We start from the raw sequence: 15960 nt of genomic DNA on the forward strand, positions 1-15960 counted from the left end.
GCAGCCAAGCGTATCATCAACTAAGGGCGTCGCAGGACGTCAAAACGTCTGGTCTTGGTTCGCAACAGTACCAAGCCGGGCTTGATCTTGCATTGGCGGCCTGCTCTGTCGATTGTGTGCGGTGAAGAGATGTTGGACATTGGCATTGGTGACATGGGCGACGAGGGCAATTTCTATTCGCGCTTGCCTGCCACGGGGGATTTCGCAAGCCTTGCGGATGCGCGAAACCACTACCCATTGCCTGACGACTGGATCGTGGTTGTCACCGATATCGAGTCATCTCGAAAGCGGATTGATTCTGGCGGTTACAAGGTTGTGAACCTTGTTGGGGCTTCGGCAATTGCAGCCTTCATGAACCTTGTCAGTGATGAAGCGTTTCCGTTTGTCTTTGGAGGCGATGGTGCAAGTCTTGCTTTGCCGGGGCGATACGCCGCTGATGCGCGCAAGGTTTTGGCGGATCTGCGCCGTTGGGCCGGCGATGAGTTCGGACTAACCCTGAGGGCCGGTGTTATGAGCGTCGCGGAAATCCGAAAAGCCGGGTTTGATGTGTGCACGGCTCGCTACGCGGCCTCAGAGTCAGTCAGCTATGCCGCCTTTTCGGGGCGCGGAGTGCGCTGGTTGGAAAAGCGGGTCAAATCCGGAGACACTTTGGTAGAGATGGCGGCCCCCGGCGCGACACCGGATCTGACCGGTCTGTCCTGCCGTTGGTCGAACCTTTCGTCACAACGGGGCACGATCCTGTCCCTTGTGATCGAACCGGCGGCAGACGCGGCCGAAGAGACCTTTCTTGAAACCACGCGGGCGCTGCTGGCCCGCATCGATGACAAATCTGGTGGGGAAAAGTTGGTTCCACCGCGCGGGCCGGGGGTTGAGTACCCGCCTCCCGGGATGACCATCGAGGCCCGCGCTACAAGGGCAGGGGGCAGTTTCATGCTCCGGTATCTGGCCCTTTGCGCGCAAAACCTGCTGGCTTGGACGCTGTTCCGCACCGGTTGGTCGATCGCAGGGTTCGACCCCCGCCACTATGCCCGCCAGACCGGGTTGAACACGGATTCCCGCAAGTTCGAAGACGGTTTGAAAATGACGTTGGATTGCGATGCGGAAACCCTGAATTGGGTCAAGGAGTTTCTGGCCAAGGCCAAGCAAGGCGGAAAGATCCGGTATGGGCTGACCGAACAATCCGAGGCCTTTCTGACCTGCATTGTCATGTCGGCACTTGATGACAACCATGTCCACTTTGTCGATGGTGCGAATGGCGGCTACGCCGCCGCAACGACCATGATGCAGGACTGAGCGGACATGCACGGACCCATCAACGTGAATCGGGCACTCATCGTCGGTGCAAGCGGCGGAATAGGGGCCGCTGTTGCGGAGACGCTCGAAGACAAAGCCGTCGAGGTGGTTCGCCTGTCGCGGTCTGCGGGCGGATTTGACCTGCGTGACCCAGAGAGCATTGATCGCAGCCTTACCGCCTGCCATGGGCTGTTTGATCTGATTTTCGTGGCAACCGGAATACTGGCCCCGAAAGGGTTCGGACCCGAGAAATCGCTGGATCAGATCGACGCCGCGGCAATGGTCGAGGCAATGACGGTAAATGCGGTGGGACCGGCTCTGATCATGCGCCATTTGCCTCGATTGTTGCCAAAGACTGGGCGCACGGTTGTCGCCGTTTTGACCGCGCGAGTTGGGTCCATCGGAGATAACCGTCTGGGGGGATGGTACAGCTATCGTGCCTCGAAGGCCGCCGCGAACCAGATTGTGCGAACGGCAGCGATAGAAATCGGTCGCAAGCGCAAGGAAGCGATCATCGTCGCCCTGCATCCCGGAACCGTCGCTACCCCGTTTACCTCTGGATTCCAAGGCTATCGTAAATCAACCCCGACCGAGGCTGCTGGCAACCTTCTGAGTGTGATAGGCGATCTGACACCCGCCGACACCGGAAGCTTTCGGGATTGGGCGGGTCTGGAAGTGCCATGGTAACCCCGCCGCAACTCTAAGTCTTGGAGACCTTCTGACATGGGTCCAGTCATTGTTTGGTTTCGTCGTGACCTTCGGCTGAACGATCACCCCGCCTTGGCCGAGGCGGCGCGGTCCGGGCGGCCGGTGCTTCCTGTGTTCATCAGAGACAAGAGCGTGGTTGGGCTTGGGGCTGCCCCGGCGTGGCGCTTGGAAAAAGGGCTCGAGAGCCTTTCCCGGTCTTTGGCGGGTATCGGGTCTCGCCTGATCCTGCGCAATGGCGATGCCGACGACTGCCTTGACGATCTGATCCTGGAGACGGGGGCCGATGCCGTATTCTGGACGCGGCTTTATGATCCGGCGTCCAAGCAAAGAGACCGCGCCATCAAGGCTTCGCTCAAGTCCCGCGGCGTCGATGCACGAAGCTTTTCCGGCCATTTGCTGACCGAGCCTGTGCGTCTTCGAACCAAGGAGGGCGGGCCTTTTCGCGTCTACAGCCCGTTCTGGCGGGCCATGGTGCGCGAGGGCATTCAGGTTGATCTGATGCCGGCGCCCAAAGATATGCGCCCACCGGAGCGTTGGCCAGCCTCAGAAAAACTTGAGGCTTGGAACCTCGGGCAGGGCATGCGCCGGGGAGCAGCGGTTCTGTCCCGGCATGTTGTTGCTGGCGAGGAGGCGGCGTTGGAGCGGTTGGATCAGTTCGCGGAGGGAAAGATCGACGGATACAAGTCCAACCGGGATCTGGTTTCCGAGGCCGGCACATCCGGACTGAGCCCGTTTCTGAGCCTTGGCGAAGTTTCCCCCGTTCGGTGCTGGGCGCGCGCGATGCATGCGTCCGAGAGCGGTTCGCCCGGTGCGGGAACATTCATGAAGGAACTGGCGTGGAGGGAATTCGCCCACCACCTGATGCATCATTTCCCGGATTTGGGTCACCGGAACTGGCGTGATGGGTGGGAGAGTTTCCCCTGGAACCTTGAGGAAAACAGGCCCGACGTTCTGGCCTGGAAACAGGGTAGGACAGGCTACGCCCTCATTGATGCGGCAATGCGAGAACTGCAGGTCACCGGAACAATGCACAACCGTGCGCGCATGGTGGCCGCCAGCTTTCTGACCAAGCATCTGATGACCGATTGGCGCGTTGGTCTCCGCTGGTTCGAGCAGCATCTTGTGGACTGGGACACGGCAAGCAACGCAATGGGATGGCAATGGGTAGCCGGGTGCGGTCCGGATGCCGCCCCGTTCTTCCGCATTTTCAATCCTGAGACACAGGCGAAAAAGTTTGACCCCGATGGCCGGTATGCGCGGCGCTGGATTGCCGAAGGGCAGGCGGACCCGCCAAGCACGGCTATGGATTTTTTTGAGGCCATCCCGGCCCGGTGGCAGCTATCGCTCGACATGGCGCCAGCAGCGCCGATTGTTGAACTCGCAGACGGGCGGTCGCGTGCACTCGCCGCTTATTCCCGGCTTACTGGCAAGTCTCAGGACTTGCCGAACGTCGGGTAATTTCAGGGAAATTTTCGGCACTTGGGCGAACAGTCGGATTTTTCTTAAATCGATGTGATCCATCCGTCAGGCTTGATCGTATCGTTTTTATGATGTCTGTAAGCCTAGATATGCCACGCACGTTGCCCCCGAGGGGTAAACCGTCAAATCGTGAAAGCAGAGCTTTGCCGACCCATCAACCGGACTACTCGAACCAGACCATCTGGATGCTGGCGATCCGTGATAAGCGGGACAAACAGGCCTTTGCGGAACTGTTCGACTATTTTGCTCCGAGATTGAAAGGGTTTGTCATGCGTTCGGGCACTCCGGCAGCGCAGGCAGAAGAAATCGTTCAGGATGTCATGCTGACTGTCTGGCGTAAGGCGGCGATGTTTGACCCGCACCGAGCGCAGGTTTCGGCATGGATCTACCAAATCGCCCGGAACCGTCAGATCGACATCCGGCGGAAAGAAAACCGACCGGTTCCCGAGGAGCTCAAGGAAGATCCTGGAACCGAACCCGACGCAAACCAGATCCTGGCAATGGAACAGGAAACGGGACAACTGAAACAAGCGCTGGCGAAACTGAATTCGAATCAGCGTGAGATAATCGAGAAAGCCTATCTGGGTGAGCTGACCCATCAGCAGATCAGCGAACAGACCGGGCTCCCTCTTGGAACCATCAAGTCAAGAATACGTCTTGGGCTCGAACGCCTGAGGCGAGAATTGAAGGGACTGCGATAATGTCCGCAATCACTCATCATACCCCTGAGGCTATGTTGGCCGCTTATGCCGCCGGCACCCTGCCGCACGCTTTTTCTGTCGTGGTCGCAACCCATGTGTCTTTGTGTGACCAGTGTCGCACGACTCTGGCTGCACATCAGGCCGTTGGCGGCGCAATTCTGGATGACATGGACTCAGTTGCCGTGTCCGGCGGATTGCGGTCTGCGCTGATGCAGCGGCTCGACGAGCCATTTTCCCCTGAGCCGGTTTATGACCGCTCCGGCATCTATCCTGGTCCGGTTATGGAAGCACTCAAGGGGGAACCGCCCCGTTGGAAAACCTTGGGAATGGGCGTGCGTCAGAGCATCCTTTCGTCCGGCGGCGAAGGTTCGGTGCGTCTGCTGTTCATCCCACCCGGGCAGGCCGTGCCAGATCATACTCACAACGGGCTGGAACTGACCCTTGTTCTGCAAGGCAGCTTCAGTGATGAAACCGGGCGGTTCGGAGTTGGCGATCTTGAGATCGGCGATGAAAGCCTGCACCACACGCCCACTGCCGACCCAGGTGACCCTTGTATCTGTTTAGCGGCGACGGACGCACCGCTGAGTTTTAATGCGTTTCTGCCGCGTCTGCTTCAGCCGATTTTCAAGATATAGAACCATCATTTTTGATGGATCTGAAAGAGCCGCGGAAACCCCGCGGTTCTTTTTTATTTCAACAGATTAACGGAAATTTTCACGACTTCGTGAGGTCGTGAACTAAGGACCACAAGCGCCCGTAATCCTTTCATGAACATCAGTTCAAAACCGGCGCCATCGCCACAACTCGCCCTGATCCAACGGAGGATTCACATGTTCACTTCCATCAAAACCGCCGCCGCAGCTGCCACCATCGCATTTATCGCCGGCGCCGCCTCGGCCAACACGATCGTCGACATTGCAGCAGGTGATGAACGTTTTTCGACCCTTGTAGCCGCAGTCAGTGCTGCTGGTCTGGCCGAAGCTCTGTCCGGCCCCGGCCCCTTCACCGTTTATGCACCGGTCAATGACGCCTTTGCCGCTCTGCCCGAAGGAACTGTGGAGACCCTGCTGAAGCCCGAGAACAAGGATCAACTGACCAACGTGCTGCTCTATCACGTCGATGATCGCAAACTCTCCTCAGACATGATCCCGGCCGGTTCTACCTATTTCAAGCCGATGCTGGAAAGCGCCCGCCTGTGTATCACCGCAGGCAGTGAAGGTGTCAAAATCGCAGACGGTTCTGGCGAAATGGCAACGGTCGTGATCGCTGACATCAAAGCCGATAACGGCGTGATCCACGTCGTCGACAAGGTTCTGCTGCCCGGCGATCGCCCGGCCTGCTAAATCGGCCAACGCCCTCCCGTCGCGGCGGGAGAAGTGATTTTTAGAAACCGGCGCCGATTGAACGGCGCCGGTTTTTTGGTGTATTTGAGGCTAAATTTTTGTTGGTCGGGTCGTTGGCTTAACGCACTTAAAAAAGCCACCGCCCTATGGGACGGTGGCTTGGCAGAGGAAACTACTTTGGATCGTGTGATGCCGATGCCGCCGTCCTCTTCAGGCGCCGCGGTAAACGATCCAGTCTGGCAGCAGACCGTACAGTTTCAGCACCCACGAGAACGGAGCAGGGAAATCCGTTCTGAAGCGGCGTGACCGCATCGCTTTCAACACCCGCTCTGACGCTTCTTCGGGTTGCATCAGCATTGGCATCCTGAACCCGTTTTTGTTGGTCAGACGCGTCTTGATAAATCCGGGGTTCACAAGCCGCACAACGACACCAGACCCTTTGAGATCGTGGCGCATGGTTTCCGCAAGACTGATCAATGCAGATTTGCTGGCACCATAGCCAATGGCTGCAGGCAAGCCCCGATATCCTGCGAGAGATCCAATCAGGGTTATGTCCCCTGAGCCCTGGCGGATAAACCGTGGCACCATCTCTCCGAGGATGCGCAGGGCTCCGGTAAAATTCACATCGGCCATAGACAGAACGGCATTGGTGTCCCAGTCGGTGGCTTTCGTTGGGTCATAGGCGCCAGCATTGTAGATCAGACCATCAATCGGCCCGATTGAGGCGGCGGCCTTACGCACTGACTCCTCGTCGCGCACGTCCATCGGAACGGCGCGCGCATCAACCAGCTCGGCGCAGAGGTCGTCCAGCCGTACGGTGTTTCGCGCCGACAGGATCATACGGGCGCCCGATCTGCTCAGGTCTTTGGCCAGCTCGCGGCCCAAGCCTTCGCTGGCGCCGATGAGCCAATATGTTTTGCCTTGAAAGTCGGTCACAGCGCTTTTTCCCTAAAGGTTGGGCTTTCGGAGACTGCCAGCTCTGGCGGGGCTGGTGTTTTCATAAACGGCGCGCGTTTGAGAAACAGGATCGCAGCCTGCCAATGGATCAGTGCCAGAACGCGAACGGCGCCGGCCGGGCGGCGCAAAGCGGCCCATAACAGCGAACGGCTGGTGGCGGGCGTCCGCGGGCCGGACAAGGTGGCGACGACACCTTCGCGACCATTTTGGTAGTTTATCCGGATTTTGACGGCCAGTGCCGTCAGCGAGAACCGGAACTTGTAGATGCCATCAACCTGTTGAAACGGCGAGACATGCATCAACTTTGTCGCCGTCAGAGTGTCAGCAGCTGCAATTGGGCGGAAGTCGTCATGGGCACAGAAGTAACAGTGACGATGACCAAAGGTGTTGTTCACTTCGGCCACAAAGGCACAGGGCGCGTCATCGATCGTCGCAATCCAGAAGCTGACCGGATTGAAATGAAACCACAGGAAAGTAGGCTGTGTCAGGAGCAGGAGCTTTGCCCGCTGAACCGGGAAGCCGCGCTTGCGCAATTCATCGCGAAACCACTCCACGCCACGACCGTTTCTCCGCGGACCACCGTGTTCGCGGTCCCATAGGGACCAGAGATTGAACCGATTTCGCGAAATAGGCCACGGCGGCGTGGCCGTCATATCGGTCAGCACGAGATCTACACCGTAGCGAAAGGCGTTCCCAAGGCGTCCGCGCCGCGCGTGTGTCGTATGAGCTTGGATGTGGTCGATCATGTAATGTTTACGGCACTGCGCCTTGTCCGGATCACTCAGCTAGAAGGAATTCCAAATTTAAATGATCCAACCCAACAGGCACCGCGTATCTTCTTCAAAAGGCAAGTATAAAGAGGTTTTCATGCTGGATCAGTCACATGGCCCCCGAAAAAGAATAGCAATTGTTGGCGGGGGCATCTCCGGGCTGTCTGCAGCGTATTATTTGTCCGCCAGCCATGACGTAACTCTGTTCGAGGCAGAGAACCGTATTGGCGGGCATGCGCGAACGGTTATCGCCGGCAAGAATGGCGATCAGCCGGTGGATACTGGCTTTATCGTGTTCAACTATGCCACTTATCCGCATCTGACTCGCCTGTTTCGGGATCTTGGCGTTCCAGTGATCAAGAGCGAAATGAGTTTCGGCGCGAGTATCGATAACGGTGCTCTGGAATACGGTCTGAACAACGTAAGGGCGATTACAGCTCAAAAGCGGAACCTGGTCCGCCCACAATACTACAAGATGATCGCTGACATCCTTCGGTTTGGGAAGCATGCCGAGAATGCGGCCAAGAACGATGACAAGACGATCGGAGAGCTGGTCGATGAGTTGCGGCTCGGGTCGTGGTTTCGCAACAACTATCTGATGCCGATGTGTGGGGCGATCTGGTCTACCCCGGTTGATGATGTGAGCGATTTTCCAGCCCGGTCGCTGGTCCAGTTCTTTCGAAACCATGCCCTTTTGGCAGGGATGAAGGAACATCAGTGGTGGACGGTTAAAGGCGGCAGCATCGAATATGTGCGACGCCTCGAAGCGGCGTTAACGGGGCGCGGGTGTTCGATCCGCAAGGCCACTCCGATCGCATCCATAAACCGTACAACGGAGTCTGTTTCAGTCAGGGATTTTCAGGGCAAGGAAGACCTATTCGACGAGATCATCCTCGCCTGTCATTCGGACCAGGCGTTGAAGATCCTCGGAGTAAACGCCACGCAAGAGGAGGCCGAGGCGCTTGGTAGCATCAGGTATCAGCCAAACACTGCCGTTCTTCATTGTGACACCAATCAGATGCCGCGGCGGCGCGACTGCTGGTCAAGCTGGGCCTATCGATCCCAGAACGGGGCCATCGGTGTGACTTACTGGATGAACAAGTTGCAGAACATCCCGCAGGACGATCCTCTTTTTGTCACTCTGAATCCTTCGTCGGAGATCCCCGACCATAAGGTCTATGACCGCGTCGAATTCGACCATCCCGTGTTTGATCGTGCAGCGCTGAAAGCGCAGTCGCAAGTTCGTGCGATGCAGGGAAGAAACAACACATGGTTCGCCGGAGCCTACAATCGGCACGGTTTTCACGAAGACGGGATCGCCAGCGCCATGCGGATTGTTCGCATGATGAACCAGCCAACTCAGATCAATGGAGCACGAGATGCGTTTGACGAACCGAGCCCTGAAATCGGAATTCCTGTCGACCTGCGCGCAACTGCGTGAAGGTCAATTGACCCTGCGAACACCCGAGGGTGAGCGCTATAGCTTTGGGTCAAGCGGCCCCGAGGCCGAGCTCGTGATCCGCGATTGGTCGGCAATATCGGCTATGGCGGCGCACGGGCAAGTCGGTCTGGGTGAGGCCTATGTGCAGGGGTTGTGGGACACGCCGTCGGTCGAAGGTCTGATGACCTTGGCGATGCGCAATCGCGAACATTTCAGTGCATACGATCAGGCCAGCCCGATGAGCCGGGCCAAGTTCCGGCTGGTTGATACGATGCTGCGGGCAAACTCTCGCAAAGGATCGCGCAAGAATATCCGAGCCCATTATGATGTTGGCAACGAGTTCTACCAGTTGTGGCTGGATGATGGCATGACCTATTCTTCGGGTCTGTTTGACTCCGGATGCAATGATCTTGCGCAAGCACAGAGCCAAAAAAATGCTCGCGCTCTGTCGCGTCTCGGTGACGGTGAGCAGGTGCTGGAAGTTGGCTGCGGCTGGGGCGGATTTGCGGAACATGCCGCGCAAGAGGGCCGGGACGTGACCGGTGTAACCATCTCGCGAAACCAGCACAGCTATGCGGAATGCCGCTTGGACGGCGCGGCCGATATCCAGCTGCGCGACTATCGCGATATTCAAGGCAAGTATGACAACATCGTGTCTATCGAAATGGTCGAAGCGGTCGGAGAGCGTTATTGGCCCGGTTTCTTTTCGACGCTGAAACAGAGCCTCGCCGATGGCGGAAAGATAATGTTGCAGGCGATTACGGTGAAAGACGGGTTTTTTGAAACCTACAGGACTTCATCGGACTACATCCGGCAATACGTTTTTCCGGGCGGAATGCTCTTGTCGGACAAGGTCATCGAAGATCAAGCGGCGCAGGCCGGGCTGAAGGTGAGGGACAATTTCGCCTTTGGGCAGGACTATGCCCGAACCTGCCGGATCTGGTCCTCACGGCTGGCAGATCAAAAACACCGCGTTCGCGAGCTTGGGTTTGGCGAAGCCTTTTATCGCAACTGGCACTATTATCTCGAGATCTGTGCCGCCTCGTTTGCCATAGGACATACCAATGTCGTGCAGGTGGAGCTGGCCCATGCGTAATCTCGTTTTTGCCCTCACTGTTCTGCTCAGCCCGGCGCCTGCTCTGGCTTCGGCGATTGAGACTGCGATTTCCGACGCCGAGCTGCGCGGCAAGGCCGTCTTTCGGTTTGTCGGTCTTCCGATCTACGAAGCGCGTCTGTTCACACCGAGTGGGGCGCCTTTGGACTGGTCGAGCGACTTTGGGCTCGAGCTGAACTATCTGCGCAACCTGTCGGGCGAAGATCTGGTCGACAATACGATGAGCGAGCTTGAACGTATCGGCACACCCATGCCGGTTCAGGATCAGTTCGCACGCTGTTTCAAGGATGTGCGCAAAGGCGATCGCTACCTTGCTGTCACGCGCGGACAGAACAAGATCGGTTTCTGGCGCAATGGCAGTCCTGTCTGTACCGTCAGCCATCCGCGGATCAGCCAGCGATTCATGGCTATCTTTCTTGGTGACAATACGCGTTCGGGCGCCTTCACCCGCAAGCTGAAGGGCGAGTGATGCTCTACCCCCGGGTCAGCCTTTACGCGTTGATGCTGGCTGCGGCCGGGATTCCGCTCTATATCCACCTGCCGCGTTTCGCATCGGTGAATCTCGGGATCGGGTTGGGTGTTGTCGGAACAATCCTCTTATTGATCCGCGTTGTCGATTTGGTCCAAGATCCCCTGATCGGGTGGGCTATTGACCGATTTCCCGGCGCGCAGACCCTGTTTGCGATGATGGCGGCTGGTGGGCTGGCGATCGGATTCCCATTGTTGTTCTCTCTCGATCCCGGCCCGAATGTGGCGTTTCAGCTCATGTTGGTGCTGATCCTGCTGTTCTCGGCCTACAGCCTTGGCATGATCCTTCTTTACGGGCGAAGTGCGACGCTCGCCCTTAGCCCCCGTCCACGCGATCTGATGACCCTCGCTGCTTACCGCGAGGTGGGCATGCTGGCTGGCGTGGTCATAGCGGCCCTGATGCCCACCATCTTTGCCGCAGCTGGTGCAGACAACGGTGGATACCGCACCTTTGGTCTGTTTCTTGGAGTGGTTGCGATGGCCACCGCGTTGATCACCCGGCCAATCTGGCAGCGCACACCGGTTCTTGGAGACGGCATTTCGATTTCGGGGATGGTTCAGGCCGGCGCTTTGCGATTGCTGTTTCTGGCACTGATCAACAGCCTTCCGGTCGCCATCACCTCAACGTTGTTCCTGTTCTTTGTCGAAGACCGGCTTCAACTTGCCGGGATGGCGGGGCCGCTGCTGATCCTGTTCTTTCTGAGTGCGGGTTTGAGCGTGCCGGTCTGGACCCGGTTGAGCTATCGGATCGGGCCTAGGGAAACGCTGCTGATTGCCATGCCGCTGTCCATTATCGGCTTTGTCGGGGCCGCATTTCTTGCGCCAGGGAATCCCGGGGGGTTTGCCGCGATCTGCATTGCATCCGGAATCGCGCTTGGGGCCGACATGGTGTTGTTGCCAGCGATGTTCTCGGTTGCACTGACGGGGGCAGGGCTCAATGCTTCTGCCGCCTTTGGGCTCTGGTCATTTGCCGGCAAGATGGGCCTCGCCCTTGCCGCGTTTCTTGTGCTGCCTGTTCTTGAACTCAATGGCTTCGTGCCTGGTCAGGCCAACAGCGCCCGGGCGCTTGGAGCGCTCAACCTCGCCTATGCCGCAATCCCCTGCATCCTGAAACTTATTGCCTTGGGCTTTGTGCTCTCACTCGCCCCAGAGGAAAGAACCCAATGAAAATCGTGACCGCAATTCTGTTTGTTGTTCTTCTGCTTGTTCTGACGAAGAATTTGTTTCTGAGCTTTCGGTCGCAGTCCCCGGAGACTTATGCCGGCACGGGACCAGCCTTTGATCTGCGAAAGCACCTGTCGGGCCAGATATTGTCCGAGGGTTTGATCTTTGGCCCGGTCGGAAAGATGACCAACAGTTTCGTGGCTGAAATGGTGGGTGAATGGGATGGAGACAGCGGCACGCTGAGCGAGCATTTCACCTATTCAAATGGCGCTGTTCAGAACCGAAAATGGTTCCTCAAGATCGGACCGGGCAACACGTTTACAGCAACTGCCGATGACATCGTCGGAGAGGCACAAGGTGTAGTTTCGGGATCCACGGCAAAGCTTAGCTATCGGATCATCCTGTCCGAAGACGCTGGCGGGTACGTTCTGGATGTCACCGACTGGATGTATCTGACGTCGAACGGGACCATCATGAACAAGTCTGAAATGCGCAAGTTCGGGATCAAGGTCGCGGAACTGGTGGCCACGATGAGACCGGACCCTGCGACACAACCCTGACGAAGCTCGGTTCGTTCGGAAAGCGGCTGGTCCTGGCAAGGGGAAGAGAAACCATGAAACAACTTTTCGCCATCTTGGCTCTGAGCCTACTTGCAGCCTGTGCGGGCAAGCCGGATCTGAACGATCGTGTCCTGTCTGGCCGGGAGCTGAACCTCGAGGAATTCTTCGAAGGCAAGTCGGTTGCTTATGGTCAATTTCAGGATGTGTTCGGAACCGTTCAACGACGATTCACCGTCGAAGTTGAAGGGACGTTTGATGGCCGAAATCTGAAGCTGATCGAGGATTTCACCTATGATGATGGTGCGACCGAGCAACGGATCTGGGTGCTTGAAAAGACTGGTGAGCAGACATGGTCCGGCTCCGCCGAAGGCGTGATTGGCACCGCGTCCGGGCAAGAACAGGGCGACATGTTCAACTGGAAATACCGCATCGATCTGCCGATCAAGGAAGGCACGATGCGGGTATCATTCGATGACTGGATGTGGCTTCTGGAGGACGGAAGATTGCTCAACCGGGCCTATGTGTCCCGGTTTGGTGTCCGAATTGGCGAGGCGATTATCTATTTCGAGAAGAGGTAGAGCGGTCTCGAACCGCCCCTGTGCCAAAATCTCTTGCTGATAAGGAATTCGCCGACTAGTTCGGCCTTGTTCGCCGGTTAACAAGGCAAACTCAAAATCCTTTGGCATGTGGATTTGACAACAAATGGCGTTGGAGATCTGAAAGGACCATCAGCGCCGGTCTTACTTGGTTTGTATCAGATTCAACCTGTGCCTACCCGGCCAGCCCGGTGGTTGGTCAGTGTGAATGCCAGTTCCCGCCAATAATCGTTTTACAGACAAAAACGAGACAGCAATACTTGCGGCGAAAATAGCCGGAAGGAAACCCATGCGAACCCAAGTTGCCATTATCGGAGGTGGTCCGTCCGGTCTTCTTCTGAGCCAATTGCTTCATCGCAAGGGTATCGACACTGTCGTGCTTGAAAGAAAGACACGGGACTATGTTCTGGGTCGAATTCGTGCAGGGGTGCTTGAAACGGGGTTCGTTGACCTGATGCGCGAAGCCGGTGTGGCCGAACGAATGGATGCAGAATGTATCATCCATGACGGCACGGTGATCGCCTTTGGTGAGAAACAGTTTCGCATCGACTTTCGGGAAGCGACGGGCGAGAGCGTCGTGATCTATGGCCAGACCGAACTGACGCGCGATCTCTATGATGCGCGCGAGGCGGTGGGTGGGAAGATCGTGTTCAATGTCGAAGATGTGGTCATCCACGGTGCCGACACCGACGCGCCGCATCTGACCTATTCGGTCGACGGGGCCGAGAAACGGATCGACTGTGAATTCGTTGCCGGCTGCGATGGGTTCCACGGCGTCAGCCGTCAGACAATTCCGCTGAATGTCCGGCGGGAGTACGAGAAGGTTTATCCGTTCGGATGGCTCGGCCTGTTGTCTGATACGCCGCCGGTCCATGAAGAGCTGATCTATTCGAATTCCGAGCGTGGCTTTGCGTTGTGTTCACAGCGAAGCTGGACCCGCAGCCGGTATTACATTCAGTGTTCGCTTTCAGATCACGTCGAGGATTGGACCGATCAGATGTTCTGGAACGAGCTCAGGCGTCGGCTGCCACAAGACGTGGCCGAACGTCTGGTGACGGGCAAGTCCATCGAGAAGTCCATTGCGCCCTTGCGGTCTTTCGTGACCGAACCGATGCGTTGGGGCCGGCTTTTTCTTTGCGGTGATGCGGCACATATCGTGCCACCGACCGGAGCCAAGGGTTTGAATACCGCCGCCAGCGATATCCATTATCTCTATCACGGGTTGCTGCAATACTACGAGGAAGGCGACAGTGAAGGGATCGATCGATACTCGGAGAAAGCGCTGGCCCGGATCTGGAAGGCCGAAAGGTTCAGCTGGTCTACTACGAATTTGCTGCACCGTTTTCCAGATCAGAACGGCTTCGACCTCAAGATGCAGAAAGCGGATATCGACTTTCTGCGCGAGAACCGCGAAGCTCAGTCGGTCTTTGCACAGAACTATGTCGGGCTGCCGTTCTAACCGCGGCTTAGATATTCGGAGCATTGGGATGGGTTGCAATTGCCCCCGTCCGCAACATCGGGGAGTCAGGTAGATGAGCAACAGTTATCAAGTCGGGATGTCCGTCCGGCGACGTGTCTTGGGAGATGCACATGTCGACCGGGCCGAGGCCGCCAGAACTGATATTGATGAACCGTTTCAAAAGCTCATTACCGAGGGTGCCTGGGGAACAGTCTGGGCCTCGGATGGCATCAGCGACCGTGAACGCTCGATGTTGACGCTGGCACTGCTTGCCGCGCTCGGGAATTTCGACGAGATACCAATGCACATCCGGGCCACCGCCCGGACTGGTGCCAGCAAGCAAGACGTGCTGGAGGCGTTTCAGCATGTGGCAATCTATGCCGGAGTGCCGCGTGCCAATCATGCGCTGAAGCTGGCCAAGCAAACTTATGCTGAGATGGAAAACGACCAATCTGGGTAACGCGCGAACACCCGGCTGAACAAGGAGATCCGCCAAATGCCCAAATCCGGCGAATTCTACCAGAGGGACCGCACGTGGCACCCGCCCGCGCTGTCGCCTGACTACAAGACATCTGTTGCGCGTTCACCGCAATATGCCCTGATATCGTTGCAGAACTCGGTTAGTGAAATCAGCGGCCCTGTTTTCGGGCACAACGACATCGAAGATCTGGATAATGACCTGATTAACAACTACGCCCAGCCTGGAGAAAGCCCAATCGGGGAAAGGATCATCCTGCACGGCAGGGTTCTGGACGAAAACGCGCGCCCGGTACCCAACACGTTGGTCGAGATCTGGCAGGCCAATGCAGGTGGAAGGTATCGCCACAAGAAGGACACGTATCTTGCCCCGATTGATCCGAATTTCGGCGGGTGCGGGCGCACCCTGACGGATCAGGACGGATACTACTATTTCCGCACGGTTAAACCGGGTGCGTATCCGTGGCGAAACTGGGTCAACAACTGGCGCCCGGCGCATGTTCACGTGTCGGTCTTTGGCTCTGGTTTTGCCCAACGCCTGATTACTCAATGCTACTTTGAGGGGGATCCGCTGATCCGCCAATGCCCGATCGTCAATACGATCCCGGATCAGGAAGCCGTTGAGCAACTGGTTGCCGCATTGGATCTGAACGCCACAATTCCCCTTGATACAATTGCCTACAAATTCGACATCGTGCTGCGCGGGCGGCGTTCGACCCTGTTTGAAAACCGGTTGGAGGGAAACTGATGCCGCAGTCGCTCAACTATCTGAAAGAGACGCCGTCTCAGACCGCCGGTCCCTACGTCCATATTGGGCTCGCTCCCGGTGCGGCCGGGTTCGACATTTACAAGCAGGAACTGGGCTGGGACATCGCAGGCCCCAATGCACGGGGCGAACGCATTCGGGTCGAAGGTTTGGTGATTGATGGCACAGGCTCGCCGATCAAGGATGTGCTGATCGAGGCATGGCAAGCTAATGCCGATGGAAACTATGCGCATCCCGAAGGCGGTGGACCGGTCGAAGAAGGATTTCGTGGCTGGGGCCGGGTGATCTCGGATTTCGAGACCGGCGAGTGGGGGTTTGACACCGTCAAACCGGGCACGACCCAAGGCCGAAACGTCGGCACGCAGGCACCACATATCAACCTGTGGATCGTGGCTCGCGGGATAAATGTGGGTCTGAATACCCGCGTCTATTTTGATGACGAGGCCGAGGCCAATTCGACCGATCCGGTGATGAACCTGATTGAGTGGGAGCGCCGCCGCGCGACCCTTATTGCCAAGCGGGGTGAACGGGACGGACAGGTTGTCTATCGTTTCGACATCAAGCTGCAGGGCGAGGACGAAACCGTATTCTTCGATATCTGAGC

The 15960-nt window shown here is 57.3% G+C and carries 18 protein-coding genes; 16 read left to right on the forward strand and 2 right to left on the reverse strand.

Translation table 11 applies throughout. From position 1 onward, the window contains the following. Positions 1–129 precede the first annotated feature (129 nt). The 6 genes from ACP15U_RS15140 to ACP15U_RS15165 all read left to right on the forward strand — a co-directional run bounded on the left by ACP15U_RS15140 (position 130) and on the right by ACP15U_RS15165 (position 5524). Positions 130–1293: a DUF3095 domain-containing protein gene (locus tag ACP15U_RS15140; RefSeq protein WP_425045991.1), complete on the forward strand. Its 1164-nt coding sequence runs from the start codon at positions 130–132 to the stop codon at positions 1291–1293. A gap of 6 nt (positions 1294–1299) precedes the next feature. After that, positions 1300–1980 carry an SDR family NAD(P)-dependent oxidoreductase gene (locus ACP15U_RS15145; RefSeq protein ID WP_425045992.1) on the forward strand — a complete coding sequence of 227 codons (681 nt, stop codon included), beginning with the start codon at positions 1300–1302 and terminating at the stop codon, positions 1978–1980. 36 nt (positions 1981–2016) lie between these two features. Further along, a complete protein-coding gene (locus tag ACP15U_RS15150) occupies positions 2017–3459 on the forward strand; it encodes a cryptochrome/photolyase family protein (protein ID WP_425045993.1) in 1443 nt (480 codons plus the stop codon). Positions 3460–3665: 206 nt separating this feature from the next. Continuing rightward, positions 3666–4181 carry a sigma-70 family RNA polymerase sigma factor gene (locus ACP15U_RS15155; RefSeq protein WP_425046122.1) on the forward strand — a complete coding sequence of 172 codons (516 nt, stop codon included), beginning with the start codon at positions 3666–3668 and terminating at the stop codon, positions 4179–4181. Next, positions 4181–4816 carry a ChrR family anti-sigma-E factor gene (locus ACP15U_RS15160; protein ID WP_425045994.1) on the forward strand — a complete coding sequence of 212 codons (636 nt, stop codon included), beginning with the start codon at positions 4181–4183 and terminating at the stop codon, positions 4814–4816. Before ACP15U_RS15155 ends, ACP15U_RS15160 begins: the two co-directional genes overlap by 1 nt. A 195-nt stretch (positions 4817–5011) precedes the next feature. Beyond that, positions 5012–5524, forward strand: a complete 513-nt coding sequence (locus ACP15U_RS15165; RefSeq protein WP_425045995.1) for a fasciclin domain-containing protein — start codon at positions 5012–5014, stop codon at positions 5522–5524. A 210-nt stretch (positions 5525–5734) separates the two neighbouring features. Here ACP15U_RS15165 and ACP15U_RS15170 read toward each other — a convergent pair whose 3' ends face one another. Together ACP15U_RS15170 and ACP15U_RS15175 are read right to left on the reverse strand one after the other, a co-directional pair. Then, positions 5735–6460: an SDR family NAD(P)-dependent oxidoreductase gene (locus ACP15U_RS15170; RefSeq protein WP_425045996.1), complete on the reverse strand. Its 726-nt coding sequence runs from the start codon at positions 6458–6460 to the stop codon at positions 5735–5737. After that, the gene (locus ACP15U_RS15175) at positions 6457–7227 is read right to left on the reverse strand and encodes a DUF1365 domain-containing protein (RefSeq protein ID WP_425045997.1); all 771 of its coding nucleotides are present in this window, start codon (positions 7225–7227) and stop codon (positions 6457–6459) included. The genes ACP15U_RS15170 and ACP15U_RS15175 overlap by 4 nt, the downstream gene beginning before the upstream one ends. A 121-nt stretch (positions 7228–7348) precedes the next feature. On the opposite strand from ACP15U_RS15175, the gene ACP15U_RS15180 reads away from it, so the two are divergent. The 10 genes from ACP15U_RS15180 (at position 7349) to pcaG (ending at position 15958) form a co-directional block, all read left to right on the forward strand. After that, positions 7349–8692 (forward strand): NAD(P)/FAD-dependent oxidoreductase, encoded by a 1344-nt coding sequence (locus ACP15U_RS15180; protein ID WP_425045998.1) that lies wholly within the window; start codon positions 7349–7351, stop codon positions 8690–8692. Next, complete coding sequence (locus ACP15U_RS15185) at positions 8631–9788, forward strand: class I SAM-dependent methyltransferase (RefSeq protein WP_425045999.1); 1158 nt, start codon at positions 8631–8633, stop codon at positions 9786–9788. Before ACP15U_RS15180 ends, ACP15U_RS15185 begins: the two co-directional genes overlap by 62 nt. After that, the gene (locus ACP15U_RS15190; protein WP_425046000.1) at positions 9781–10275 is read left to right on the forward strand and encodes a hypothetical protein; all 495 of its coding nucleotides are present in this window, start codon (positions 9781–9783) and stop codon (positions 10273–10275) included. Before ACP15U_RS15185 ends, ACP15U_RS15190 begins: the two co-directional genes overlap by 8 nt. Continuing rightward, positions 10275–11501, forward strand: coding sequence for an MFS transporter (locus ACP15U_RS15195; RefSeq protein WP_425046001.1), 1227 nt, complete (start codon positions 10275–10277; stop codon positions 11499–11501). Before ACP15U_RS15190 ends, ACP15U_RS15195 begins: the two co-directional genes overlap by 1 nt. Continuing rightward, positions 11498–12058 (forward strand): DUF3833 domain-containing protein, encoded by a 561-nt coding sequence (locus ACP15U_RS15200; RefSeq protein ID WP_425046002.1) that lies wholly within the window; start codon positions 11498–11500, stop codon positions 12056–12058. Before ACP15U_RS15195 ends, ACP15U_RS15200 begins: the two co-directional genes overlap by 4 nt. Before the next feature lie 53 nt (positions 12059–12111). Next, entirely contained in the window at positions 12112–12636 is a 525-nt protein-coding gene (locus ACP15U_RS15205; protein WP_425046003.1) for a DUF3833 domain-containing protein, read from the forward strand. A 307-nt stretch (positions 12637–12943) separates the two neighbouring features. Then, positions 12944–14113 (forward strand): 4-hydroxybenzoate 3-monooxygenase, encoded by a 1170-nt coding sequence (gene pobA, locus ACP15U_RS15210; protein WP_425046004.1) that lies wholly within the window; start codon positions 12944–12946, stop codon positions 14111–14113. A 73-nt stretch (positions 14114–14186) separates the two neighbouring features. Next, a complete protein-coding gene (pcaC, locus tag ACP15U_RS15215) occupies positions 14187–14573 on the forward strand; it encodes a 4-carboxymuconolactone decarboxylase (protein WP_425046005.1) in 387 nt (128 codons plus the stop codon). A 36-nt stretch (positions 14574–14609) separates the two neighbouring features. Further along, the gene (gene pcaH / locus ACP15U_RS15220; protein ID WP_425046006.1) at positions 14610–15338 is read left to right on the forward strand and encodes a protocatechuate 3,4-dioxygenase subunit beta; all 729 of its coding nucleotides are present in this window, start codon (positions 14610–14612) and stop codon (positions 15336–15338) included. Beyond that, on the forward strand, positions 15338–15958 hold the full coding sequence (gene pcaG / locus ACP15U_RS15225) for a protocatechuate 3,4-dioxygenase subunit alpha (RefSeq protein ID WP_425046007.1): 621 nt from the start codon (positions 15338–15340) through the stop codon (positions 15956–15958). Before pcaH ends, pcaG begins: the two co-directional genes overlap by 1 nt. Positions 15959–15960 lie beyond the last annotated feature (2 nt).

It is taken from the genome of Primorskyibacter sp. S87, from assembly GCF_049801055.1.
GTDB lineage: Bacteria > Pseudomonadota > Alphaproteobacteria > Rhodobacterales > Rhodobacteraceae > JBNAGF01.